23 protein-coding genes and 2 pseudogenes are annotated in these 23,663 nt (G+C 53.8%); 16 read left to right on the top strand and 9 right to left on the bottom strand.

Annotated features, from left to right (window positions below):
* Positions 1-486: 486 nt before the first annotated feature.
* On the bottom strand, positions 487-1,410 hold the full coding sequence (locus EL645_RS24900; protein ID WP_161977667.1) for an NAD-dependent epimerase/dehydratase family protein: 924 nt from the start codon (positions 1,408-1,410) through the stop codon (positions 487-489).
* A 345-nt stretch (positions 1,411-1,755) separates the two neighbouring features.
* Here EL645_RS24900 and EL645_RS43050 point away from each other — a divergent pair, with 345 nt between their 5' ends.
* The 7 genes from EL645_RS43050 (at position 1,756) to EL645_RS24870 (ending at position 8,022) form a co-directional block, all read left to right on the top strand.
* A complete protein-coding gene (locus tag EL645_RS43050; RefSeq protein ID WP_503827029.1) occupies positions 1,756-2,250 on the top strand; it encodes a sigma factor in 495 nt (164 codons plus the stop codon).
* A complete protein-coding gene (locus tag EL645_RS43045; RefSeq protein ID WP_307720588.1) occupies positions 2,145-2,624 on the top strand; it encodes a sigma factor-like helix-turn-helix DNA-binding protein in 480 nt (159 codons plus the stop codon). The genes EL645_RS43050 and EL645_RS43045 overlap by 106 nt, the downstream gene beginning before the upstream one ends.
* A 603-nt stretch (positions 2,625-3,227) precedes the next feature.
* Complete coding sequence (locus tag EL645_RS24890; RefSeq protein ID WP_161977666.1) at positions 3,228-4,082, top strand: ABC transporter substrate-binding protein; 855 nt, start codon at positions 3,228-3,230, stop codon at positions 4,080-4,082.
* The gene (locus tag EL645_RS24885) at positions 4,052-4,480 is read left to right on the top strand and encodes a hypothetical protein (protein WP_126553228.1); all 429 of its coding nucleotides are present in this window, start codon (positions 4,052-4,054) and stop codon (positions 4,478-4,480) included. The genes EL645_RS24890 and EL645_RS24885 overlap by 31 nt, the downstream gene beginning before the upstream one ends.
* Positions 4,481-4,482: 2 nt before the next feature.
* On the top strand, positions 4,483-5,445 hold the full coding sequence (locus EL645_RS24880) for a carbohydrate ABC transporter permease (RefSeq protein WP_126553226.1): 963 nt from the start codon (positions 4,483-4,485) through the stop codon (positions 5,443-5,445).
* A gap of 23 nt (positions 5,446-5,468) precedes the next feature.
* Complete coding sequence (locus tag EL645_RS24875; protein ID WP_246035464.1) at positions 5,469-6,308, top strand: carbohydrate ABC transporter permease; 840 nt, start codon at positions 5,469-5,471, stop codon at positions 6,306-6,308.
* Between the two features lie 286 nt (positions 6,309-6,594).
* Positions 6,595-8,022, top strand: a complete 1,428-nt coding sequence (locus EL645_RS24870) for an alpha/beta hydrolase (protein WP_126553224.1) — start codon at positions 6,595-6,597, stop codon at positions 8,020-8,022.
* Positions 8,023-8,595: 573 nt separating this feature from the next.
* Here EL645_RS24870 and EL645_RS44520 read toward each other — a convergent pair.
* Both EL645_RS44520 and EL645_RS44515 read right to left on the bottom strand, forming a co-directional pair.
* Positions 8,596-9,159, bottom strand: a complete 564-nt coding sequence (locus EL645_RS44520; RefSeq protein ID WP_281276361.1) for a cytochrome P450 — start codon at positions 9,157-9,159, stop codon at positions 8,596-8,598.
* The gene (locus EL645_RS44515; protein ID WP_126553220.1) at positions 9,129-9,899 is read right to left on the bottom strand and encodes a cytochrome P450; all 771 of its coding nucleotides are present in this window, start codon (positions 9,897-9,899) and stop codon (positions 9,129-9,131) included. The genes EL645_RS44520 and EL645_RS44515 overlap by 31 nt, the downstream gene beginning before the upstream one ends.
* A 167-nt stretch (positions 9,900-10,066) precedes the next feature.
* Between EL645_RS44515 and EL645_RS45725 the strand changes: the two are divergent.
* The 6 genes and pseudogenes from EL645_RS45725 to EL645_RS24830 form a co-directional block, all read left to right on the top strand.
* Positions 10,067-10,264 (top strand): annotated as a pseudogene (locus EL645_RS45725) (TetR/AcrR family transcriptional regulator); the annotation flags it as partial.
* A gap of 242 nt (positions 10,265-10,506) precedes the next feature.
* Positions 10,507-10,719 carry a TetR/AcrR family transcriptional regulator gene (locus EL645_RS45720; protein ID WP_126553218.1) on the top strand — a complete coding sequence of 71 codons (213 nt, stop codon included), beginning with the start codon at positions 10,507-10,509 and terminating at the stop codon, positions 10,717-10,719.
* 280 nt (positions 10,720-10,999) lie between these two features.
* Positions 11,000-11,737, top strand: coding sequence for a metallopeptidase family protein (locus tag EL645_RS24845; protein WP_126553216.1), 738 nt, complete (start codon positions 11,000-11,002; stop codon positions 11,735-11,737).
* 248 nt (positions 11,738-11,985) lie between these two features.
* Complete coding sequence (locus EL645_RS24840; protein WP_126553214.1) at positions 11,986-12,324, top strand: hypothetical protein; 339 nt, start codon at positions 11,986-11,988, stop codon at positions 12,322-12,324.
* A 2-nt stretch (positions 12,325-12,326) separates the two neighbouring features.
* Positions 12,327-12,911 (top strand): helix-turn-helix domain-containing protein, encoded by a 585-nt coding sequence (locus EL645_RS24835; RefSeq protein ID WP_126553212.1) that lies wholly within the window; start codon positions 12,327-12,329, stop codon positions 12,909-12,911.
* A 123-nt stretch (positions 12,912-13,034) separates the two neighbouring features.
* Entirely contained in the window at positions 13,035-13,400 is a 366-nt protein-coding gene (locus EL645_RS24830; RefSeq protein ID WP_126553210.1) for a VOC family protein, read from the top strand.
* 42 nt (positions 13,401-13,442) lie between these two features.
* On the opposite strand, the gene EL645_RS24825 is transcribed toward EL645_RS24830, so the two are convergent.
* A complete protein-coding gene (locus EL645_RS24825; protein WP_126553208.1) occupies positions 13,443-14,486 on the bottom strand; it encodes an alpha/beta fold hydrolase in 1,044 nt (347 codons plus the stop codon).
* Positions 14,487-15,319: 833 nt separating this feature from the next.
* Here EL645_RS24825 and EL645_RS24820 point away from each other — a divergent pair.
* A pseudogene (locus EL645_RS24820) lies at positions 15,320-15,834 on the top strand (GNAT family N-acetyltransferase).
* A 155-nt stretch (positions 15,835-15,989) separates the two neighbouring features.
* Here EL645_RS24820 and EL645_RS24815 read toward each other — a convergent pair.
* The gene (locus tag EL645_RS24815; protein ID WP_126553206.1) at positions 15,990-17,264 is read right to left on the bottom strand and encodes an HlyD family secretion protein; all 1,275 of its coding nucleotides are present in this window, start codon (positions 17,262-17,264) and stop codon (positions 15,990-15,992) included.
* A 71-nt stretch (positions 17,265-17,335) separates the two neighbouring features.
* On the bottom strand, positions 17,336-17,491 hold the full coding sequence (locus EL645_RS39550; protein ID WP_161977664.1) for a hypothetical protein: 156 nt from the start codon (positions 17,489-17,491) through the stop codon (positions 17,336-17,338).
* Between the two features lie 401 nt (positions 17,492-17,892).
* Between EL645_RS39550 and EL645_RS24810 the strand changes: the two genes are divergently transcribed.
* Positions 17,893-19,053 carry a HEAT repeat domain-containing protein gene (locus tag EL645_RS24810; RefSeq protein ID WP_126553204.1) on the top strand — a complete coding sequence of 387 codons (1,161 nt, stop codon included), beginning with the start codon at positions 17,893-17,895 and terminating at the stop codon, positions 19,051-19,053.
* Positions 19,054-19,207: 154 nt separating this feature from the next.
* On the opposite strand, the gene EL645_RS24805 is transcribed toward EL645_RS24810, so the two are convergent.
* From EL645_RS24805 to EL645_RS24795, 3 genes are all read right to left on the bottom strand, one after another.
* A complete protein-coding gene (locus EL645_RS24805; protein ID WP_126553202.1) occupies positions 19,208-19,393 on the bottom strand; it encodes a Rossmann-fold NAD(P)-binding domain-containing protein in 186 nt (61 codons plus the stop codon).
* Positions 19,394-19,454: 61 nt separating this feature from the next.
* Complete coding sequence (locus EL645_RS24800; protein WP_126553200.1) at positions 19,455-20,144, bottom strand: sensor histidine kinase; 690 nt, start codon at positions 20,142-20,144, stop codon at positions 19,455-19,457.
* Positions 20,141-22,372, bottom strand: a complete 2,232-nt coding sequence (locus tag EL645_RS24795; RefSeq protein WP_126553198.1) for a PAS domain S-box protein — start codon at positions 22,370-22,372, stop codon at positions 20,141-20,143. The genes EL645_RS24800 and EL645_RS24795 overlap by 4 nt, the downstream gene beginning before the upstream one ends.
* Before the next feature lie 620 nt (positions 22,373-22,992).
* Here EL645_RS24795 and EL645_RS24790 point away from each other — a divergent pair.
* Positions 22,993-23,514, top strand: coding sequence for a DinB family protein (locus EL645_RS24790; RefSeq protein WP_126553196.1), 522 nt, complete (start codon positions 22,993-22,995; stop codon positions 23,512-23,514).
* Positions 23,515-23,663 lie beyond the last annotated feature (149 nt).

Raw genomic sequence — 23,663 nt, 5'->3', positions numbered from 1 at the left:
TGATCTTCACTTATCTCCTGTTAATTTTCAAGCATATTACCATTAGCATCACCTGATTCTGCTATATCAATGCAAAAAACGAGCGAAATCCCCTCGTTTTTCCAATGAATTCACAATACGTTCATTGAAACAGACAATACATCGGGCGCAACAATAAAAACGATCTGTATAGGTTCGGGGCTTGTCCCCGATTGCCGCCCGGTAGGGCGGCCCGGTATCCTCACCACGCGGTTGCTTGTCTCTGACACCTCGGACCACGCGGTGCCCAAATACGGACGCTGCTTTTGGGCACCGCGTGAAGGAAAGGGTCATGCTATGAGGCACCCCAGCGCTGGGATACGGGGCCGCCAGCTCTGCGGAGGGCGGCAATCGGGGACAAGCCCGAACCTATACAGATCGTTATTCTTGTTGCTTTTTCGAGCTGGTAAATTAAAAGCGGCGACAAGCCCCGCACGTCCAGGTCGCTGCATAGAATCTCAGGTTGTTTTAAATGAGGGACATTGGGGCTGGCACTCGCTTTTTCGTTTCTGGGCTGCGGCTGGCCTGAGCAATGAGGGGCCAGCCTTTTTGTATATTGGGTACGCCAGGTTTCCAGGTAGTCAGTTCGCGGAAGCGGCGATTGGAGACGCGCTGGCTCCGCGTTATCAGGTCCGAGGCAATCCCCGACATCATTTTTATGACGCCGTTGGGGATGCGGAACAGACGTTTTTTCCCGACGCTTTGCGCTAATGCGGCCGCAAATTCATCACGGGTAGCCGGTTCATCATCAACAATATCGTATATGCCGGCCGGGACCTCGGTTAGAGCAATAACGATGGCGCGAGCGGCGTCCTCCAACCAGATATAGGACAGGTACGCATCTCGCGGACCCGGCAACATCGCCAGACCTTTTTGCGCCATGTGAAATTGTTCCAGTGCCGAAGGTATCTCTGGCCCATACAGGTTGCCCATGCGCAGCACGATCCCACGCCGCTGTCCTTGCGTGAAACGGGCCACTTCAGCCTCCGCATCAATGGTTGCCTGCTGGGTCACATGGGATTGCACCGGGGTTGAGGATGCATCGATCCAGCGACCACCACTATCAGGATAGACATAATAGAAGCTGGGATAGATCACGGTCTGTACCCCAACCGCCAGGGCTGCGTCAACCAGGTTGCGCATACCATCGCGGCGAATGCGATCATTTTCCTGCCACGCGGCCGCCTTCCCCATCTGCGAGGTCGCGGGAATTTTGGTTGCCAGGTGCACGATAGCATCGATCTTCATGTCACGCAGTACCCGGGTGAGCGCTTCCGCGTCAAAAAGATTCACTGTAACAGGTTCCGCGCCCAGTCTTCGCACGACTAGCGCGTTTTCCTCCGAACGACTCAGGGCATAGACTTTATGACCGGCCTCGATCAGCAGTCGCACAACTGCTTCCCCAATACACGTGTAGCGCCAGTAACAAAAATGTTCATTTATCTTCTCCTTTTTGTTTCTATATCATTCCTGCCCAGATACCTCTCTGAACACCTCTAAAAAGGAGACAACTGACCCGTGAGAATGTGACATCCTCCCTCCTTCAATCAGGGCTATTTATATGTGTGGAGTGCGTTTGGTGGGCGGCCGCAGCCGCCCACCAAACGCACTCCACACTCCCAACCCGGCTCCGCAGGCGCCAAAAAGGAACTTTGAAAACCCTGTGTTTCAATAAAAAAACTTGTGGATTAGTTTGAGGTGAACTATGATAGCTTTATCAAAGATACATAACACCTAATGAGGAGAAGCTTCGTGAATACCGCAGTAGATTCTTTTCAGGAGTATCGCCCACTCCTGTTCTCGATCGCGTATCGCATGACCGGGAGTGCGAGCCAGGCTGAAGATATGGTCCAGGATACATATCTGCGCTATCAACAGGCTGATACCACCACCATCCATTCACTGAAATCGTTTCTCACCACCATTGTCGTTAACCTCTGCCTCAACTATTTGAAATCGGCCCATGTCCAACGGGAAGAGTACAGCGGGATATGGCTCCCCGAGCCGCTGCTCACCTCCACGCTAGCAGAGGAGTCGCCAGACATCAGGCTTGAGCAACAGGAGTCGATCTCCCTGGCCTTTCTCGTTCTACTGGAGTCCTTGACGCCCCGGAGCGCGCTGTCTTTCTGCTTCACGAGATATTTGACTACTCCTTTACCGAGATCGCTGACATCATTGAGAAGAGTCCGCAGAATTGCCGCCAGCTCTTTCATCGCGCAAAAAAGCATGTGAGCGAGAAACACCAGCGCGTGACGGTCGCGCCAGAAATCCACCGTCAACTCACGGCCTCTTTTGTCGCCGCATGCCAGTCCGGCGATCTCACCACGCTCACTGAATTGCTGGCCAGCGACGTAACCGCCTGGGCCGATGGTGGTGGTAAGGTACACGCGGCTCCCTATCCAGTTTCTGGTCGCGAGCTTGTTGCAAAGCTGTTCATCACACTTATGAGCAAGGTGCCAGCGAACCACCAGCTCGCTATCGAAGAGGTGAACGGTGCGCCTGCCCTCATCTCCCAGAGTGGCCCACAACTCAACTGGATATTGGCGCTTGATATCTCGAACGGCCACATCACAGGCCTGCGCAGCATCCTCAACCCGACAAACTGACCTTCATACAACACCAACTAAAGCAACAATAAAACACGATGCGTACAGGTTCGGCCATAGGTGCCAGGGCAGCCTGACACTTATGGCCGAACCTGTACACGTCTCTTTTCCTGGCTTTCATTGAATATCCTGGCAAGAGGCTCCGCATGTTACAAATGTTCCTTGACAGAAAAAAGATGAGGCATTACACTATGGCTATAGTAGTTATATTTTACTACTCAATTCTTGTAAAGGAGTTCATAGCGTATTTCAGTAGTAATATAGATGAGTTTTCCACAAAATCTCACACTGGCACTCGACTTGTGCCATAAACCAGGGGTATTTGTGCTCGATCAACAACAATAAATACCCATCTCACTCAATCACCTATACCAAAAATACCCTGCCATGCACTGATATACGTTCAAAGATATGATGCTTTGAATGCGCGTATATTCGAGAAATACAAAAATTCACCCTCGGTGTTCCATACACCCGGGGAATAGTTTTTTATTTCCGTAAATTTGAATACGTAACGAAGGAGTTACAGGACATGATAGGTACAATGCTAGGTCGACGTGACTTCTTGAAGCTAGGGCCGGTACCCTGACTGGTATCGCTGCCTTGAGTCTCTCAGGTTGTGGAAGTGGATCAGACGCACAGGCAAGCGCCTCTTCGCTTCAATTCTCCTTCTGGGGTTCTTCTGTCCGCGCCGGTCTGACCACAAAAGCCGTTCAGCTATTTGAACAGAGCAATCCTCATACCACGATCTCTACGTGGTTTTCGAGCTTCGGTTCGTACTGGCCTAAACTGGCCACGCAAATCTCCGGTGGTAGCGCTCCCGATCTCATCCAGATGGACATGCGCTATATCGATCAATACGTGCGTAAGGGGCTGCTGCTCGATCTATCGAAATACATTCCCCAAACAATTGATCTACACGATTTCAATCAGCCCTTGCTCAAAGGGAGTGAGGCAGACGGTCGTGTTTATGGTGTCCCCTTTGGGGGAAACTTCACCAGTATGTTCTATAATACGACCCTTTTCGAGAAGGTTGGCTACCAGCTACCAACCGGGTTCAATGACTGGACCTGGGATGAGATGAAGCAGGTGTCGCAGCAGATCGTGAAGGCGGCGGGTCCGGGCGTCTACGGTACAGATGATGCTAGTAGCAATATCGGTGCCTTTGAGGTCTTTATCCGCCAACGTGGAAAGGAATTATATACTCCAGATGGGCAGCGTGCTTTTAATAAGCAGGATGTCCTGGAATGGTTTAGCTATTGGAGTGATATGCGTCGTGCTGGCCTCTGCATTCCACCCGATTTGTCGGTACAGTATAGTGGAGCGACTCCTGCCCTGACCACGATTGTGGCGGGAAAAGCTGCCATTAATATCAGTACATCCAATCAGATCCAGGCCTTCCAGGCTGCGACCCCACGAAACTGGGATTGTATTCAACGCCGGCCGCAGCGGGTGTGAAGGATACCGGGAACTATCTCAAAGCTTCAATGCTGCTCAGTGCCTCGGCTTCGACCAAAAATCCCGCTCTAGTGACGAAATTCATTAATGCGATCTTTAATGATCCGACGATCGTCAAGGCGTTAAAGATCGAGCGTGGCATTCCAGGCTCAGCCAGGGCGCAGGCGCTACTCAAACCAGGCCTGAAACCTGCGGACCTTCAACAACTCACGATGACCAATCAGCTGGCCGCGATCACGCGTCCAAAGATGGTGCTTGATCCTCCAGGTGCGGGCGAGGTCAGCGATCTGCTGGTTCTGATTGCTCAGGGCCTGGGGTTTGGCAAGATGAGTGTTGCCGATGCGGCCAACACGTTTGTGGTACAGACAGATAAGGCGCTAGAAAGGGATGGTGTGTAAGTATGAGCAGTGTTATACAGCCACAACAGACACCAGCGATGACGCAATCCAAACAGCCTAAAAGAAAGATCACGTCCAGCCGGGCGCGCAAAGAGAACCTGGTGGGCTACCTCTTTATGCTGCCCTGGTTTGTGGGCTTAATCGCCCTGACGATCGGGCCGATGCTCGGTTCTCTCTACCTTTCCTTCACCAGCTACGACTTGCTGTCGGCTCCACGTTGGATCGGTCTGCAGAATTATGGCGCCATGCTCTCCGACATCCGCTTTTTGGATGCCATCAGGGTTACCGCCATCTACGTGCTGCTCTCGGTTCCTCTCAAGCTTATTTTCGCCCTGTTCGTTGCAATGATCCTGAATAAGGGATTGCGCGGACTGGCCCTGTATCGCTCCATCTACTACGTTCCGTCGCTGCTGGGCGGTAGTGTGACGATTGCGATTCTGTGGCAGCAGATATTTGGCAAGGACGGGATTATCAATGCGGGCCTGGGACTGCTCGGTTTCCACAATCTGGGGAGCTGGGTGGCCAATCCGAATACGGCCCTCTTTACGCTGATTATCCTGGCTATCTGGCAGTTTGGCTCGCCTATGCTTATCTTTCTGGCCGGCCTCAAGCAGATTCCGCAGGAGATGTACGAAGCCGCCAATATCGATGGCGCGAGTGCCATCAAGCGCTTCTTCAGCATCACGATACCGATGCTGAGCCCGATCATCTTCTTCAATCTGGTGTTGCAGATGATCAGCGCCTTCCAGGCCTTTACGCCTGCCTTTATCGTCAGTAATGGCGGTGGTGGACCCTACGATTCCACCTTGTTCTACACGCTCTACATTTATTTGCAGGGCTTTGGCTACTTCCACATGGGTTATGCCTCGGCGATGGCGTGGGTACTCCTGCTCATCATTGCGATCTTTACGGCTGTAGCGTTCCGTTCATCCAAACTCTGGGTGTTCTATCAGGATGAGAGGTAGGTAAGTGATGAAAAGCTATTCAGTTGAGCGCCGACCAGCCAATTGGTCTAAGCTGCTGCTGCACATTATCCTCATTATTGGGCCGTACTGATGTTATATCCCTGGTGTGGATGTTGAGCGCTTCATTTAAGCCGAACAACCTCATCTTTAGCAACGCCAGCCTGTTGCCGCAACAATTTACGCTCAAGAACTACACCACCGGTTGGATGGCTCTGGGCACACCGTTCAGTACCTTCTTCTGGAACTCGCTGCTGGTATGTATCGGCGCCGTCATCGGTAATGTCATTTCCTGCTCGATGGTCGCCTATGCGTTCGCGCGGCTAAACTTCAAGTTCAAACCGCTCTGGTTCGCCATCATGCTCAGCACGATTATGTTGCCCTACCACGCCATCGTGGTGCCGCAATACATCCTTTTCAAGAGTATCGGCTGGATCAACACATTCCTGCCCTTGATCGTGCCCAAGTTCCTGGCCACGGACGCCTTTTTTATCTTCCTGCTCGTGCAGTTTATCCGTGCCCTGCCACCTGAACTGGATGAGTCGGCCCAGATCGACGGCTGCGGACCCATCCAACTCTTCTGGCGCGTCATCTTGCCGCTGGCCAAGCCCGCGCTGGCCACGACCGCGATCTTCACCTTCATCTGGACCTGGGGAGACTTCTTCACCCAGCTGATTTTCCTGAACAACCAGAGCAGTTTCACGTTCCCGGTTGCCCTGAATTCCTTCCTGGATAGCACCGGAGTATCACAATACGGGTCGCTCTTCGCCATGTCGCTGCTGGCGCTCGTCCCGATCCTGATCTTCTTCCTGCTATTCCAACGCCTCCTAACCGAAGGCATCAGCACCACCGGCCTCAAAGGCTAACAAACTATTCACGACACATGTGTATTGCTTATCCGAAAAGGGATAAGCAATACACATGATCCTCCACATATGCGACGTCTCCGGATGATGGGAGACGTAACATGTTGAATAAAACATTTACTTCATTCAATATTACATATACAATTATCGCTTTCGATATGTTATAATTGTGGAGCATGCTTTGCTTGCCTATCATCATGAACGCACCTCATTACTTCTCCATAGCTGTTACGCCTATATGTATAATCGCCATGTCCAGTCCAGGATAATTGAGTAAGGATACGCAATGAACAAATCCGTTCTGCCAGCTGGCAGCCTGAGCTTTATTCCTTATGTGATCAAGCCAGACTTTGTGAGTGGTCCCGAGAATGAGAAGCTGCGCTATGCGGCCGAGTTGGGGCGCCTGGTTGTGCCGGAGAAGCGTAGCGATCCTGCCAGCAATACGATTGAGCTGGCGTTTATCCGTCTTAAAAGTACCGCTAAACAGCCAGGGCCGCCGCTGGTGTTTCTGGCCGGTGGCCCTGGTATCCCCGGGACCGATGGGACACGCTACGAGGGTTTTGTGCCGTGGCTGGCAGCTCTACGCGAGGTTGGGGATGTCATTATGCTGGATCAGCGTGGCACCGGTCTGTCACTGCCGCGGCTGGATTGTTTGGAGCGCTGGGACCTCCCCCTCGACCAGCCGGGCTCGCGGGCCGAGCTGTTACGTATCGGGCGGGAACGCTGCCGGGCCGCGGCCGCCTTCTGGCAGGAACAGGGAGTAGACCTCTCTGGCTATACAACTGTGGAGAGCGCGGACGATGTGGAGGATCTGCGCCGGGCGTTGGGGGTTGAGCGCATCAATCTGTATGGTGCTAGCTATGGTTCGCACCTGGCCCTGGCCACGATCAAGCGCCATGGCGCCCATATCTCGCGGGCCATCATCGCGCTGGTCGAGGGTCTGGACCACACCATCAAGTTGCCCGGCAATGTCCAACGCCACCTGGAGCTGCTTAACCAGCTCGTACAGCAAGATCCTCGCCTAAACACCAGGATTCCTGATCTGCTGACCCTGATGCAATCGGTCCTCGATCGACTTGAGGCGCAGCCAGTGACGGTTGAGGTCCTTAATCAGCAAACGGATGAGCCGGTGAAGGTCTGCGTGGGTAAGTTCGATCTCCAGCTCATCACCGCCCAGGGGATTGGTACGCGAGATTTTATCAGCCAGCTGCCGGCTCGCTACTACACCATGTCCCAGGGAGACTTCTCCTGGCTGGCTGGCGAGGTACTCCTGAGCCGCCAGGCCTGGCTGGATAGCGCCATGTCCTTTGTGATGGACTGTGCCTCTGGCCTATCGGAGGAGCGAGCCGCCCGTATCCGCCAGGAGGCCCCCAACACCTTGCTTGAGGACTGCATCGATCTACCGTGGCCCGACATCGCCGACGCCTGGGGCAATCCCGATCTAGGACCCGCTTTCCGTGCCCCTTTCCAATCGGAGGTCCCGGCACTCTTCATCAGCGGCACCCTGGATGGTCGCACTCCAATTAGCAACGCCGAAGAGGTCTGCGCTGGCTTCGCCAATGGCCAGCACCTCATCGTCAACGGTGGCACCCACTCCACGCCCCAGCTGATCCACGTCCCCGGCGTCACCCGGAGCATGATCGAATTCCTGCAAGGCCAGCCCATCACAACACTCACCGCCAGCACACCCTTCGCATTCGCTCCCCTACCATGATTGCCGAGGGAGGCAACCAGCGCACACCTATCGAGCCATGGCCCGCCTTTTTTAAAGGCAACCATAACCACGAATTGTACGTGCGAGGCTTGTCCCAATACCATTGAGATATGAAGAATTTGAGCTCAGAAGCATGGGATGGGAGCCTGCCCTCTTTTTCCCCTTCCCATACGAAAAAACAACACGAAGAACGAATGGTATAGGTTAGGCCCTGTAGGTGCGAGGCTTGCCCTAGCTTGCCGCCCCGGCGGCCCCGTATCCCAGCGATAGGGTGCTTCGTGGCATGATCCTTTCCTTCACGCGGTGCCCCAACACGGACCATCCTTTTGGGCACCGCGTGGAGCGAGGTCTCAGAGACAAGCAACCGCGTGGTGAGGAGACCGGGCCACCCTATCGGGGTGGCAATCGGCCGCTGAGGGCCGAACCTATGCGATTCTCTTTTCTTTCTGCCTGGTTGCTCAATGAAAGGCCCTGCTTTTGACGCTTCAGCTCGAAAAATGAGAAAAAACGAATTTATTTTTTAACGTCGGCGCTGGAGCACCATGGGCATGCCGCCTTTTGGGCGCAGGGTGATCAGTGGCTCGGTCTGGACGTGGTGGCCGGAGACCAGTTGGGCGCGCCACTGTTGGATAGGATGGCCAGGGCCAGCTCGGCTTCCATCCAGGCGAAGGCTTCGCCGATGCAGAGCCGGGGACCACCCCCAAAGGGGAAGTAGGCGTATCTGGGCCGGCCAGCGCGCGCCTCGGGTGTCCAGCGCTCAGGATCAAAGCGCAACGGATCGGGATACCAGCGTGGATCGTGGTGCACGACGTACTGGCTCATGATCAGTAGCGAGTTGGCGGGTATGCTGTACTGGCGCACCCGGTACTCTTCCACGGTGCGACGACCAATGGTCCAGGCCGGTGGATAGAGGCGCATGGCTTCAGTCAAGACCATTTCGGTGTAGGTCAGTCGGGACACATCTTCAAGGGTGGGCAGGCGACCAGACAGCACGCTATCTACTTCGTGCTGCAGCTTTTCCGCGACCTCGGGATGCTGGGAAAGCAGGTACCAGGTCCAGGTCAGGGCATTGGCGGTTGTCTCGTGCCCGGCCACAAACAGGGTCATTACCTCGTCACGCAACTGGGTATCGTCCATGCCGGTGCCGTCGCCCTCCTCGTCGCGTGCCAGCAAGAGCATCGAGAGCAGGTCTCCCGATCCTCACCAGACGCACGCCGCTCGTCGATAATGCGATACACAATGGCGTCCATCTGGGCTCGGGCCTCAAGGCGCCTCTTCTTGCTCGGCAGCGGCAAATACTCAAGCAACATATCCAGTGGATTAAAACGGCTGGCCCCACCCATTTGCAGCAACGGGGTCAGGGCCTCGCGCACCGCCTCAGTATCATCCTCAACCTGAGCCCCGAACATCGTCTGCGCAATAATCGCCAGGGTCAGGCCCATCATCTCCTGCGCCATATCTACCTGCATACCATCCTGCCAGCGACCACTGAGGCGCCGGGTATACTCGACCATGGTCTGGGCATAGCTCGCGATCCGCTGGCGATGGAAGGCCGGCTGTATCAGGCGCCGTTGATGTTTATGGAACTCCCCCTCGCTACGCAACAGACCATTCCCCCCCACCGGCTGGCGCAGGGCATCCGGCTTACGCATCTGCTGCTGCCGCACCACCAGTACATCCCGAATATCCTCCGGATTACTCAACAGGTAAGCATCCTGTTTGCCCAGCTTCACATGGGCGACATCCCCATAAGTCTGGAACAGCCGCTGGAGCGCGCTAAGCGGATCACGCCTCATGCTAAGCATGAAGCGGCCATTCTCGGGAAATTGTAGGCCGGGTATCTTCTCACCAGTGTTTTCTGCGATATGCTGTGCCATAAACACGACTCCTCTATTGGATCAGGCGCACTTCAGTCATCATCGGCGCATGAGATATGCTATACTAGCCATAAGCGCAATATTTTTAGGTTCTTTACCCTAATCACAATCAGATTATAGGTTGATTCCCCTAATTTGTCAAGCTAAGCTAGAAGGTAGATGGAGCAATGCAGGCATCAGCTGGTTCTCGTTCCCGGCGCCAGGGCGGAGAGCGGCGCAAGAAGACGCGCGATCTCATCCTTGAGGCTGCGCGCACGTTATTCAATGAGCAGGGTGAGGCCAATGTTACGCTGGCCCATATAGGAGAGCATCTCGGCATCAGTGAAGGCAACGTCTGGTATCATTTCCGTACCAAACATGATTTAATTGTGGCCCTCTTTGCTGAATTGCAAGCCAACGTGCGCGCCAACCAGCAACAGGACCTCAACGAGCTCGGTCAGGCCAATAATTTGCGCGGCATGCTGGTGCGCGGCTTTCAATTGATGTGGGAGTATCGCTTCCTCTTCCGCGATCACATCAACTGGGCGACGGCCCAGCGCGAAGTCTATCAGCAACTGGTCGAGTTGACCAACCAGGACACGACTTCATCGAACGAGTGCTCGAACGCATGGCCCAGCTCGAACTGCTCACGATTGAAGCAGCCCAAATCCCGCTGCTGGCCACCAACATCTGGATCATCAACCGCTACTGGATCGACTACTGCCAGACGCGCAGCCCCAGCACCAGATCACCGAACAGGACATCCAGGCAGGCATCGCCCAGGTGCGCTTGCTCATCCGCCCCTACTTCACACCCGCCGCCCACCACATCCTTGAACTAAAATAGAAACAATAATAAGGATTTGTACGTGCGGGGCTTGCCTCCGCTTCTTCCGCCCCGCCCGAATAAGAAACAATAATAAGGATTTGTACGTGCGGGGCTTGCCTCCGCTTCTTCCGCCCCACCCGAATACACAACAATTCCTTATTATTGCTTCTTTTTGTTATGGCTTCTTTCTTGAACAGATATAATCAAGACAGTTGTTGTATAGCATGCGTTCAGCTACGTCTCTCTCTATAAGAAGGGGAAACTGGTCTCTAAAAAATGAGAGGAGTCACATTATGACTACAACCGGGTCTGCTCACCAACCTGATGAGGCTGCATCTGAGAAGAATACCACGGAACAAGATGAGACAAGCCAGCAAGCGCATACCAGCAGCAGGAAGTGGCTCAAAACCTTGTGGAGGATGCTATATTCCCTCTTCCTGTGCTTCTGCATCTTCCTCATTATATATATTTATCTGTCCAATGCCATTAATAGCCTCGATGCACTACTGGTCACGGCTGGCCTGGTACTCGTCTTCTGCGTCGGCTTGTGGTACTTGCTAAAGCAAAAGGCACGGAATAAAGTTCCACCTATGGTAGAGAACCGAAAAGCGAGCGACCGGAGGGAAAGACCACCAGCTAAAAAGTCGAGCAGCCATAAATCCAGTCTGAGCCCTGACGATTTCGACCTGCTTGTGCAGGAGGCGGTCGCCTCCATACCCGCTGAGTTTCAAAAACATATGGACAATCTGGCTATCTTGATCGAAGATGAACCGGACGCCGAGACCCTTGAAAGGGTAGGCACGGGCGAGGGGCGTATACTGTTGGGAGTGTACCAGGGTGTGCCGCTTGCCAGCTATGGGAGCCACTACGCGCTCTTGCCTGAACGGATCACCATCTATCAACGCTCGATTGAGATTTATTGCCATGGTGACCCTGAGCGTATCCGCGCGCAGGTCAGAAAGACGGTCCTCCATGAGGTGGCCCATCATTTTGGCATAGGTCACGAAGAAATGCCGATCTGGGTCAAATAGGGCAAGGATAACTGGTCTATTTAGAGGGGAACACTGGCAAGCTGGCAAACATCCACGCGAGATGGGACGCGAGGCGACACCCCCCCATGCCATCCGACCCGCCATCGAACCCTGACCATATGGTATACTCTTAACAAGAACCAAAGCAGCAATCGAATGCAACAATAATAACGATCTGTACGTGCGGGGCTTGTCCCCGCTTCTTCCTTTCCTGCCCGAAAAATCAACGACAAGAACGAGTTAGTACCATGCCACAACAGGATTTGGGAAAAGCCTTAAATAATATGCTTACGTATCCACAGCTCTACCTATCCAGCGAGGAGGCGGGCTGGGATGGGTTGGTCGCTCAGGCTTTCCACGAGCCAATGGAATTAGAGGGCTGGATGGCTCCGGCCATGTCTGATGTTTCATTGATCCTGTTCAATGGTGGCTCCATGCGTATGGAGCAGCGCCCCATCAACGGTTCCTGGCGGACACAATATATTCGTCAGGAGGATCTAATCCTGCGCCCGGGCGTGAACATCCCCCATGAAGTGCGCTGGCAGGGCTTTCCGCCACGCCTACGCAGACCCTCCACATACATTTGAGCATGCAGTTACTAGCTCGCACGGCCGAGGAGGTAGCGGGCTATGATCCGGACCACCTCTCTCTTGTCACACGTTCTGGCTTTCAGGACCCGCTCCTGACGCAGATCGGTTTGACGCTCTGGCATGAACTGGAGCAGGGCGCTCCGACCGGCAAGATCTATGCGCAAACGGCGGCCCAGATGCTCGCCGTCCACTTCTTGCGCCACTATACTACGACGCCCAAAGCGATTAAGGAACCGGCGCACAGGCTAACCGAGCAGCAAATCAAACGCGTACGCGACTACATTCAGGCGCACCTGGCCCAGGATCTCTCGCTCGCGGTACTGGCTCAACAGACCGGTTTTAGTCCTTATCACTTTGCGCGCCTGTTCCGCCAGGCCACCGGGACAAGCCCACATCAATTTGTGATGCAGCAGCAGATCGAGCGGGCTCGCGACTTACTCCAGGAGGCCGATATGCCGCTCGCTCAAGTCGCGCTCGCCTCTGGTTTTGCCAATCAGAGCCACCTGACGCAGGCCTTCAAACGCTACCTCGGCCAGACTCCACGTGTCTTTCGCCAGCAACATGGAATTCGCGCAGATTTATAACAAAATCGCATGAATCCGCAAGATAATGACCGTTTCCTCCCTGTATGATAAAAGCACGAAATTGATAATCGCGCTGTATTGAACTCTATATAGCGCAAAAAGGGAACGGAAAGGAACACCATCATGGCACTCAACCTCTACATGCTTGGCCTGGTACCTCAAAATATGGAGAAGTCCCTGGAATTCTATCGGCGGCTCGGCCTCGACATTCCCGCTGGAAGCGAGGGACAGCGGCACGTCGCTGTAAAAATGAAAGGCGACCTGACCTTCTTTCTCAACGCCGGCTTTCCAGCCGAAGCAGCGGGCCACTCGGCCGTCATCCTCGAGTTCTACTTGCAGGACCGTACAGAAGTAGACGCCAGATATGCCGAGCTCACCGGCCTTGGTCACCCGAGCCACCAACCCCCCATCTTCTCCTCCGCCATCAACGTCTACTTCGCCATGCTCAAAGACCCCGACGGAAACATCATCATGCTCTCCGCCGACTAACAAAACCCCTTTTGAATGGCGCAAAAGCAACGGTCAAACCACTTAATCCGAGGCCGCCAGTTGAGGAGAATTGGCGCGTACATGCATGACAATATCACGGATGGCCTGGATGACGCTGTCTGGCTGGTCGATCTGGATAAAGTGACCGCTCTTCTCAATGATGCGCAGGCTGCTCTCGGGTGAGAGCAGCGCCTGCTCGGTCTGGAGTTGGAGCCAGAGTTGTTGCAGGGCGCCAGTCGAGCTATTGGCGGCTGCCAGTACAGTCAGGGGCACCGGCGGAAAGGGAGGAGCGGAACGCACTTCGGCCTCGCTCTGCTCGATTGCTCTGGCCTCACCTAGCGTCCAGTCAAAGGCAGTGGAGCGCAGGCGCTGGGCTTCAGCGATCGGCTGCACCGTAGGTGTGTAGCGTGTCGGACCCACCTTGGGACGCTGCAGGCGTTTCTGTATGCGCACCACCCCTAAACGAGCGAGCAGTGGACTGCTCCAGCAAAAGAGCTGCCAGCGCAGTTGTTGCAGTAGCCGTTTTCTCCAGGCTGGCCGGGAAACAGACTGGCGCTGGTTGAACGGCGAAGCATCCACCAGGACGACTCCAGCAACCAGCTCGGGATGCTGGCGCGCGAAGAGCTGCATGTGCAGGCCACCCAGGGAGTGCCCAACCAGTACATAGGGAGCCGGGATGTTGGCGCGGGTGAGCAGGGTCAGAAGCTCATCAACGATGCGCTGACCGTCGCGTGGCCAGGGACCTGGCTCGCTCCAACCATAGCCCGCACGATCATAGGCGCAGACACGCGTGAAGCGAGCAACCTCCGGCTGCACATAGCACCAGTCCAGCATCGAGCAGCCCAGACCAGAGTCCAGCACGACGGTTGGGCCGCCCTGACCCATGTCCAGGTAGTGCAAACGGTGCCCGCCGACAGCGACTAATTTCCCTGGCGCTGGATAACGCCGCTGCTCCTGTGCCTCGGCCAGCGCTTGATAGAGGGCACCTGTACCCGCCGCCACCAGTCCCAGACCAAGCGCCGAACCCAATGCTGCCCCCAGCCACGGCGCAAGCCTGCGCCCACCTTCAGCTTCTTTTACTATCATAAAGATGCTCCTTCATCCAGACGCGCCAATACCGCAGTCTCTCCTAAGAATAGGTGTTTGCAACGCTCGATTTCTATTTACGTATAAGCATATTTTCAATTCAAAAACAGGCATGACCTATTAACAATATATAATACTCTACATCAAATAACCTTTAGCGTCCAGTACATGTAACCTTTTTTCTTAGAGTGCATCTTATCCTCATGATCTCCGCGAAGATGGACGTCATCGTTTCTGAGCTCCACTGCTTCTGCACGACCTGGATGAGGGCAAGCCCCCATACCTTTCATTGAGCAACCAGGCAGCAAGAAAGGCGATGCGCATAGGTTCGGGGCTTGACCCCGATTGCCGCCCCGGTAGGGCGGCCCCGTATCCCAGCGCTGGGGCACCTCGTGGTATGACCCTTTCCTTCACGCGGTGCCCAAAAGCATCGTCCGTGTTTGGACACCGCGTGGGCCGAGGTGTCAGAGACAAGCAACCTCGTGGTGAGGAGACCGGGCCGCCCTACCGGGGCGGCAATCGGGGTCAAGCCCCGAACCTATGCAATTCGTTATTATTGTTGATTTTTCGTGCTGGAAGGGTAAAAGGGAGAGCAGGCTCCAATCCCATGTTTCTGAGCTCAAATCCTTCGTATCTCAATGGTATTGAGCGCCCGCCCGCGCAAGGGCGGCACGCTCCCTATGATGATGGGAGTAAGACACATACAATCTCCCTCGAAAAAGTGGAGTTTATCTTGCTAACCAGGCTGACTTTTGTTACGATATGTCCAAATTCTGCGCTATTTTTTCTATATTCTCGAAAAGGAATGTGCACTACCGATGGGAACGCTAACTATTGACGTTATTCAACCTGAAGATGGATCTAACATCCTGACGGGCCTGATCATTTTGTTACAGGATACGGTGGATAGTGGTGCATCAGTCGGCTTCTTGCCACCACTGGCACAGGAGGAGGCCAGCAGTACTGGCGTGAGGTGCTACAGGATGTGGCTGCGGGCACGCAGGTACTACTGGTGGCGCGCGATGATGAGCAGATAGTCGGTTCGGTCCAGCTGGCACTGGCGACGCGGGCCAATGGACTGCACCGGGCGGAAATCCAAAAGCTCTTTGTACTTCAATCCCAGCGCCGGCGCGGGATTGCTCGGACCTTAATGCAGGCGATTGAAGAGATTGCGCGTGCCAGGGGCCGCACCCTGATCGTGCTCGATACACGTGAGGGCGACACAGCCGAGCAGCTCTATCGCAAGATCGGCTATATCGAGGCCGGCCGCATCCCCGGCTACGCCCTCAGCGCGGCTGGCACCCTCGACGGCACCATCTACTTCTATAAAATCCTGCCCACCTCATAAAAAACACAGGCAATCCAAATATCACAAAAAGACAGAGGAGGTAGACCGCTTGAGTAAGCAGACTACCTCCTCTAAAACTCTCTATGTGTCAGGCTGGCCTGACTTATAACCAGGCTCGTTAGAGCATACAACAGCAATACAGGATGTCATACATATCAGGTTGAGATGGTGACATTGGCTGTCATATGGTGATAGAAAGCATAGGAACCACCACCACTATCATCCACTTGCACGATGACGAGGTATTTAACGCTCGTCGTAGTGCCTGGATAGCCGAGACCATTGGGTGCAATCTGAATGACGTGACCCGAGAACTTGTGAGTACCATAGGCCTTAAGGGTGAAGCTGACCCCCTGGTCAAGGCGCACTTTTTGAATGTCGGTCTCGTCTACGTAGGTCTGAATCCGATTTACACGCGTTGTATCCGTGAGCTGGATGAAAGTAAGTCCACCATGATCACTTTGAATTTCGAGGCCGCCAGCGGGAACAAGGTTGTCCACCGCACCCGGTTGGCCACCGATGGTTCCAATGATCGCAGTCACGGTTCCAGCATGGGGAGCCCGCAATGTCAAAAGCTGTATCGTCTCTTCTATGACCAACAGCGCTGCCAGCGAGGTTCGATAGAGATACTCGGCAGACGTCAGGGCAATAAGCGCATTTGTGCGATCTGGATTAAGCCTTGCCACGTCAATGCTAGCCCGGGCTTCATTGATGCGTCCGGCCACCGCGGTCAGGTCTACATCGGCATTGGCTTGCGCCTGCTGTAACGCCGCCCGATCCTTGGCAACCGTCCCCTGCGCGGTTACGACAGCCTGATCGGCAGTCGCTACTGCCGCCCGAAATGCATCCTGGGCGGCTTTGATGCAGGAGGAGTTCGAGTTATCAGATGAATCTGAATTGTTGTCGTTGTTGTTGCTATTATTATTGTCACTGTTGCCTGTGGACGCTGGCGTACCGCTTGTTGCTGGCGTCGCCTGACAGGCCGCAATAGCACTTTGCTCTGTATCGCGGGCAACTTTGATGGCGGCATTCGAGGCCCTGATCACAGCGTCCAGTGTGGCCTGATCTCTATCCAGTGTGACCTGGGCAAAATGGACATTGGCATTGGCTTGCCGGATCAGGGCCTGCCGATTGTTTAACTCCGCGTTAAGCGTGGTTTGGGCCAGCACAACCTGGGCATGGATATAATCAAGCTGATTCAATACGTGCGCCTGGGCGGCATTTAGCTCGTTGCGCGCGGCATCTACCGCAACCTGAGCAGCACGAAGTTGAGCATCATAGGTATTGTATCCAAGGTGAGCCAGCGGTTGATTTGCCACCACAGTCTGGCCTAAATGGACATAAATGTCGCTGATCAATCCGGTGACAGACGAACTAAAGACCAGATTATACACGGGAGCTTGTAGAAAACCTGTGGCATTGACAGGCACAGCAAATAGTCCTCTTGTTGCCTGTCGTCCCTGGAACCCTGATGCCCAGCGCAGTGGCCCGAATATAACGGCTAAAAGGATAATTCCGAGCAGAAAGAGGGAATCCCGATGGCCTTTTTGTGCTCTCGCCACCCGCGCCGTCGCTCAGGTACCTCATTGGTGGGTATGGTATGTTCAGCCACCACATCTGGTCCCGGACATACTGATTTAGTAGGTGCTTCTATCATGCACTGATCATCTCCTCCTCATTATAAATCTTGTCAACCCGGCAAGAAAATGACCGCTTGTACGACAGGCAGAGCGCAGAAATAACCGAACATAGAATGACGTACAGTATGGCATTTCAGGTTTAGTATATAGAGGCACTGAATTGATCTGTGTTAATCATATTGTGTAACAAGGAGCCGCCACATCCTGAGGTTTTTTCTGATACCGTTTCAACTGCACCCTCCTCTCAGGATAGGAGCTATTGCATTGATAGAGTACAATAAAGAACATATCTCCGATTCTATCGCTCTACGTACTATGCGCATATATGTATAGGCGCGCTCATTCGTATACTGATTATGTTCCTAAAATAGGAACATATAAATAATTCTCGATTTTCACGAGAGAAGAGCAGGTAGCGATGTTAGAAACGCTGGATACCATCCCCTGGCAGCAACTCCAACATGCCTATGGAGACGCCAGCGAGGTGCCTGGTTGGATTAAGGATCTTGCCTCTGAGAATAAGGAAATTCGCCAGCAGGCGTACATCCATCTCGGGAGCAGCGTCTATCACCAGGGTACTGTGTATAGCTCGACGGCTGCCATTGTGCCGTTCTTTTGCGAGTTACTCGAAAATGAGCAGGTGGCGCACAAGATCTGGCTGCTGAGTTTATTGGTCTCGATTGCCCATGGCTCTTCTTACCTGGATGTACATTATCGCCGCCCTGAGGAGCGCTCTACCCTGGAGTTCCAGAGCAAGCTGGCGGAAGAGCTAAAATGGGTGACGGCGGCCCGCGAGGCGGTGAGCGCGGGCTACCCGACCTACATACACTTGCTGCAGGCGGATCAGCCCAAACTGCGGGCGGTGGCGGCCTGGACCCTGTCGTGCTGCCGCTCACATTCCGCTGAGGTGATTCCGGCCCTTAAAGAACACCTGAAGCGGGAGGATAAGCAGTCGGTGCGCGCTTGCATCATTATGACGCTGGGCCAGTTGATGCCGCGCATTAAGGAGACCGACGATTACTTTATGCACCTGCTCAAAAAGCAGAAGAAGCCGGTCCTGGTGATTACAACGGCCCTGGCCTATGCCTTGCTGGCCGAGGAAGATACGCCTCGCGAGGTGGTGCGTACCTTACTTGAGGGCTATGAGCAACCAGCCGAGGTCAAGGAGAAGTTTCGCTCGCTACCCTTTGCTGAGGTGAATATGGATGCCAGTATCAGCCAGGCGTTCTGCGCCATCGGCTTCGAGATTGCGCCCCTGGTCATCCCGACCTTGATCAAGGCCCTGGCCCACTGCGACGCCTTGAGCAGCGTGGTGCTGGTTGATAATCTACTCTACCTGGCCCTGGAGGGCCGCCCATTCTCAAAAGAGACCACTATCGATAACCTCTCTGACACCCAGAAAGATGTGCTGACCGCGCTCGTCAAGAACAAACACATCTGGGAAAGCGGCAACATGCTCTTTACGGTCGGCCACTATTTCCCACCCCAGAACAACCTGGAGTTCTCGATGTGGAAACGCGAAGATGTCGCCCGCTTCCTCAAAGGCAAACCCCTCGAAGAACCCGATACACCCAAATAATAAGATCTGTGTGTGCGGGGCTTGTCCCAATGCCGTTGAGATACAAAGAATTTGAGCTCAAACAGGGGATGGGAGCTTGCTCCCTCTTTTCCCTTCCCGCACGAAAAATCAACAAGAAAGACGATGCGCATAGGTTCGGGGCTTGACCCCGAACCTATGACATCTCATCTTCTTCGGCCCCCCAAGGCATTGTGCTGTCATAAGCGTGCCAGGAGGTGAAGAAGATATCCATCCTGGCACGCGCCAGGGAGCGACAGGCAGCCGCTCCGATGCCGCGCCGCCGACTCGCTCCCGTCACGATCGCAATACGGCGCGCACCCTGCAATTCCTTTTGCATCATTCTCTCCTCGTAACTCAATAAAATCTTTTGCATTCCTTATCACGATTATACATTATTATAATTATATATTCATCCGCTGGTCCGCTAAGGGCAGGGTAAACCAGAAGGTCGAACCCTGGCCCGGGGCGCTACGAACGCCGACAGTCCCCCCTTGTCGCTCAATAATTGTGCGGCAGATATGCAGCCCCAGCCCCAATCCTATGCCTGCGCCACTTTTTACCTCGATTCCTGGGGCGCGATAGAAGCGCTCCCAGACATGTTGCTGCATCTCATTCGAGAGGCCGGGCCCCTGATCGCTCACCGAGACTTGCACGGCTGGCCCGAGCAAATCGATGCGTACCCCGATAGGTGTACCAACATCTGAGTATTTGAGCGCATTGGAGAGATAGTTGTTGACGACCTGCCCGACGCGCCTGGCATCAGCCTCCACCAGAATCTCTAGCACAGGGCAATCAAAATGAATGGTACGGGTCAGCGTGAGGCGGTGTTGATCTTCGATGACCTCCAATACAATTTTTTGTAGATCACACAGAGTGATTTTCAAATCGAGCTGCTCCATACTAATGCGCGAGGCATCTAACAGGTCCTTCACCAGATGTCCCTGTGCGATGATCTGCCGTTCCGCACGATCCAGGAAGCTTTGAACCTCTATAATCGTCTGCGCTGTCTGGCTTTCAGGCTTGACTTCCTCGGGCGGGATACGCCCCAATTGGCGCTTAGCGAGCTGCACATTGCCACGGATCGAGGTCAAGGGGTCCTCAATTCATGACTGGCCACCCCGATAAACTTATTCATGCGCTGGGTAGCTTCCAACGCCGCCAGTTCGCTGGCAAGCGCCACTTCGCGCTCACGTAAGAGCCTCTCTCGTTCAATGACCAGCGTGACTAATTTACCTATCGCTACTGCTAAAGTGATTTCTTCGGCCAGATAGAGGTGATGTGGGTCAGGCGGATAAAGCGTCATTATCCCAACCAGCTTATCGTGTAAACAGAGTGGCACAAGCATTGCCTGATGCAGGTGGGAACGCAATTGGAGCTTGAGATAAGGAGGCTGGCTTACATCCAGCAGAACAGCGTTTCCGGCTTGAAGTTGCCTGATCAGCTCTGGCTCCTGCACATAATCTGAGAGGGCTGCCCCCTGCACATGAGGGTGTAAAGTAGAGACCACTGAACTATCGAAGCCGGTACCCACCCCATATTCGATCTTGCCAGTCGCGGCATCCAGCATAACCAGGATAGCTCCTTCACAACCCAGGACGCGGCAGACGAGCTCAATCAGGTGTTGCAGCACCACGCGGATGGTCTCCTCTGTCTGGGTAGAGGTTCGCTCACAAGAAATCAGGCTTTCCGCCATCAGAAGAAGAGCGTCGAGCGCCGTCTGGGTACGGCGCTCCAGCTGGCGGCGCGCCGTCACGTCACGGGTGACCATGATTGCCCCACTGACCTCACCATCCTCTGTCGTGAGCGGCGCTCCCGTCACATTCAACTCTATCTCACGCCCGGATTCGTGCTGCAAGCGGATCTCGGCCGCGCTTGACCCTACCAGGTGCTCTCCATGCAGCAGACGCGCTTCTGGCCGCTGCTCCGCTGGCAGTGGAGACCCTTGCTCATTGAAGAAAGCAACCGGCGGAACAGAGAGCCGCTCACTCAGCTTACCGGTCGGAATGCCCAGTAGCTGCCGGGCCGCTCGATTCAAGCGCACCGGGTTACCAAGCGCATCCAGAATAAACAGACCATCGCTGATCGCTTCCAGGAAGGCTTCTAGTTCGTTCGCCTGCTCAGTGGCTTGCTGTTCCGCCTGCTTGCGCTCCGTGATATCCAGGTCAATGCCCATCATACGCATGGGACGACCATCCTCATCGTAGAAGATACGGCCACGGGCTATCGTCCAGCGCAGACTCCCATCCATGCGTAGCATACGAAACTCCGCCTGGTACTCTTTTTTTTGTACCAATGCCTGTTGCAATAGCTGCTCAACCATGACGCGGTCAGCAGGATGCACCAGCGCAATAAAAACATCAAAGGTGCCATGGAAGCTCCCGGGCGCAAGTCCAAGCAAGGCCTTTAGCTCTTCCGACCAGATAATCTCGCCCGTTCTGAGATTCCAGTCCCAGGAACCAATACTGGCGGTTGAGAAAACAAGCCTTAGCTGCTCTTCCCTCTCGCGCAAGGCGGATTCCGTAGTTTTGATGTCGGTGACATCACGACTGATACCCAGGATGGAGATCACCTGGCCGGCCGTGTTAAATTCAGGGGCCAGCCGAGCCTGAAAGAAGCGCCGCCCCGCAGATGAGGCAAGCTCATATTCGAGTTGCGCGACCTTTCCTGTTGCCAGTACCTCCGCCAGCCGCTCTTCCCAGCTGACACAGAAATCTTCTGGCATCCCTATCTCACGATTGGTTTTGCCCAGGAGGGACTCTACCGCCAGGCCTGTTGTCTGCATCATGGCAGGGTTGGCATACAGATAGCGAAACTCAGGGTCGAAACGCACAATAATATCAGGGGCGTTCTCCGCCAGCATCTGAAAGGCGTGACGCTGCTGATCCAGCTCCAGCCATTGCTCTTCTAACCTCTTTTGCATCGCCAATTTTTCAATAGCATTAAGAATTGTGTAGCATAGTTTTTCAGCGGAGAGTTGTTCTTTGATTACATAATCCTGGGCACCGCGCTTCATCGACTGGACAGCAATCATTTCGCTACCACAGCCCGTAAAAACAACCACAGGTAAAAAAGGTCGCTTGATTTCTATGCGCAGCTTATCAAGAAAAGCTATGCCGGTCATATCAGGTAGATTATAGTCTAATAACACACAGTCAAACGGAAAATTCTGACACGCGAGCAGTCCCTGCTTTCCATTGCTTGCTTCATGAATAGTATAGTTGATGCTCTGGTCACATAATGAAAGATAGCGATGTATCATAATGCGATCTTCAGGATTATCATCAACGACCAGCAAGTTCTTATGTTGTGGTTGCTGCATCGACGTCACTCCGTACTCTGAGGCAGAAATACAGCCTCTACCTAGTATTGAACCAGCCAATGGACCGCTTACATAAAATTGCCGAGATGAACAGGCTTGAATGCATAACAATAAATCCCAATAAGCATAACAAAAATCACTATAGCTGGGATTGTAGAATATAATGTCTCCTACTCTCTTACGCAATACGCAATAGGATAGGAGACAGCAAGCTCTCTACGGACCTGACCTATAAACACGCAACGTCCCCATCATGGCAGCCTTGGGCACAATACACCTCACTTAAGGAGAAGACGAGAGCAAAAGCCCAAGAAACACGATCAGTACGTGCGGGGCTTGCCCCCGCTTCCTCCGTTCCCGCTCGAAAAATCAACAATAATAACGCAATGCTCTTATCTAAATAGCTGCAAAATCATCTTTATATGGCTTTTCGAGCAGAGAGTTTAAAAGCGGGGGCAAGCCCCGCACGTACTGATCGTGTTTTTAGCTACTTTCAATTAGCAAACAGGCTGGCAACAGGCAGCCTGGCGTTGTATGATAATTATGGATGAGCTAGAGCGACAAAGGGTCATACGACTCACGCTCAAAACATTCGAGTAAATATGAAAGAGCTAATTATAATGCGAAAATTCCAGCGACCTGAAGTTGGCGAATATGCTCCTTATGCGATTATGTATATTGACCTCGTACCAGACGATGGGCTGGTTCTACAACACCTGTCAGAGAATTTACAGATGGTCAAGGATCTGGTTGCCGGGCAGCCTGAGGAGAAATTGGTTACTCCCTGCGCGGAAGGCGAATGGACCATCAAGCAGATCCTGAGCCATGTCACTGATACTGAACGTGTTTTCGCCTATCGCGCCCTGCGCTTCGCCCGCAATGACACGACCACCCTGGCTGGCTATGAGCAGGATGATTATGTGGCCAATTCCAATGCCAATGAGCGCAGCATCGAGGACATTCTGGAAGAACTGACCGCTGTCCGCATGGCAAGCATCGCCCTCTTCAAAAGCTTCGATGATGTCGTGCTGACGCGCTCTGGTCTGTCGAATGGACATAATCTAAGCGTACGTTCAGCGCTCTACCAGATCGCCGGCCACGAACTGCACCATTTCTATAGCATCAAAGAAAACTATTTCTAAGCTGTGCACCACAATATGGATATATAGCAACATGTATCGCTTTGCTATAACATGAAGAGAAAATGTAGCCAGGCAGATAGATACCGACAACCTCCCATTGCCGGTGTCCATCTGCCTGGAATTAATTGGACGCACCAATAACAACGATC

Source organism: Dictyobacter kobayashii (assembly GCF_003967555.1).
Taxonomy (GTDB): Bacteria; Chloroflexota; Ktedonobacteria; order Ktedonobacterales; family Ktedonobacteraceae; genus Dictyobacter; species Dictyobacter kobayashii.
This window is presented reverse-complemented; position numbering and strand designations above follow the sequence as displayed.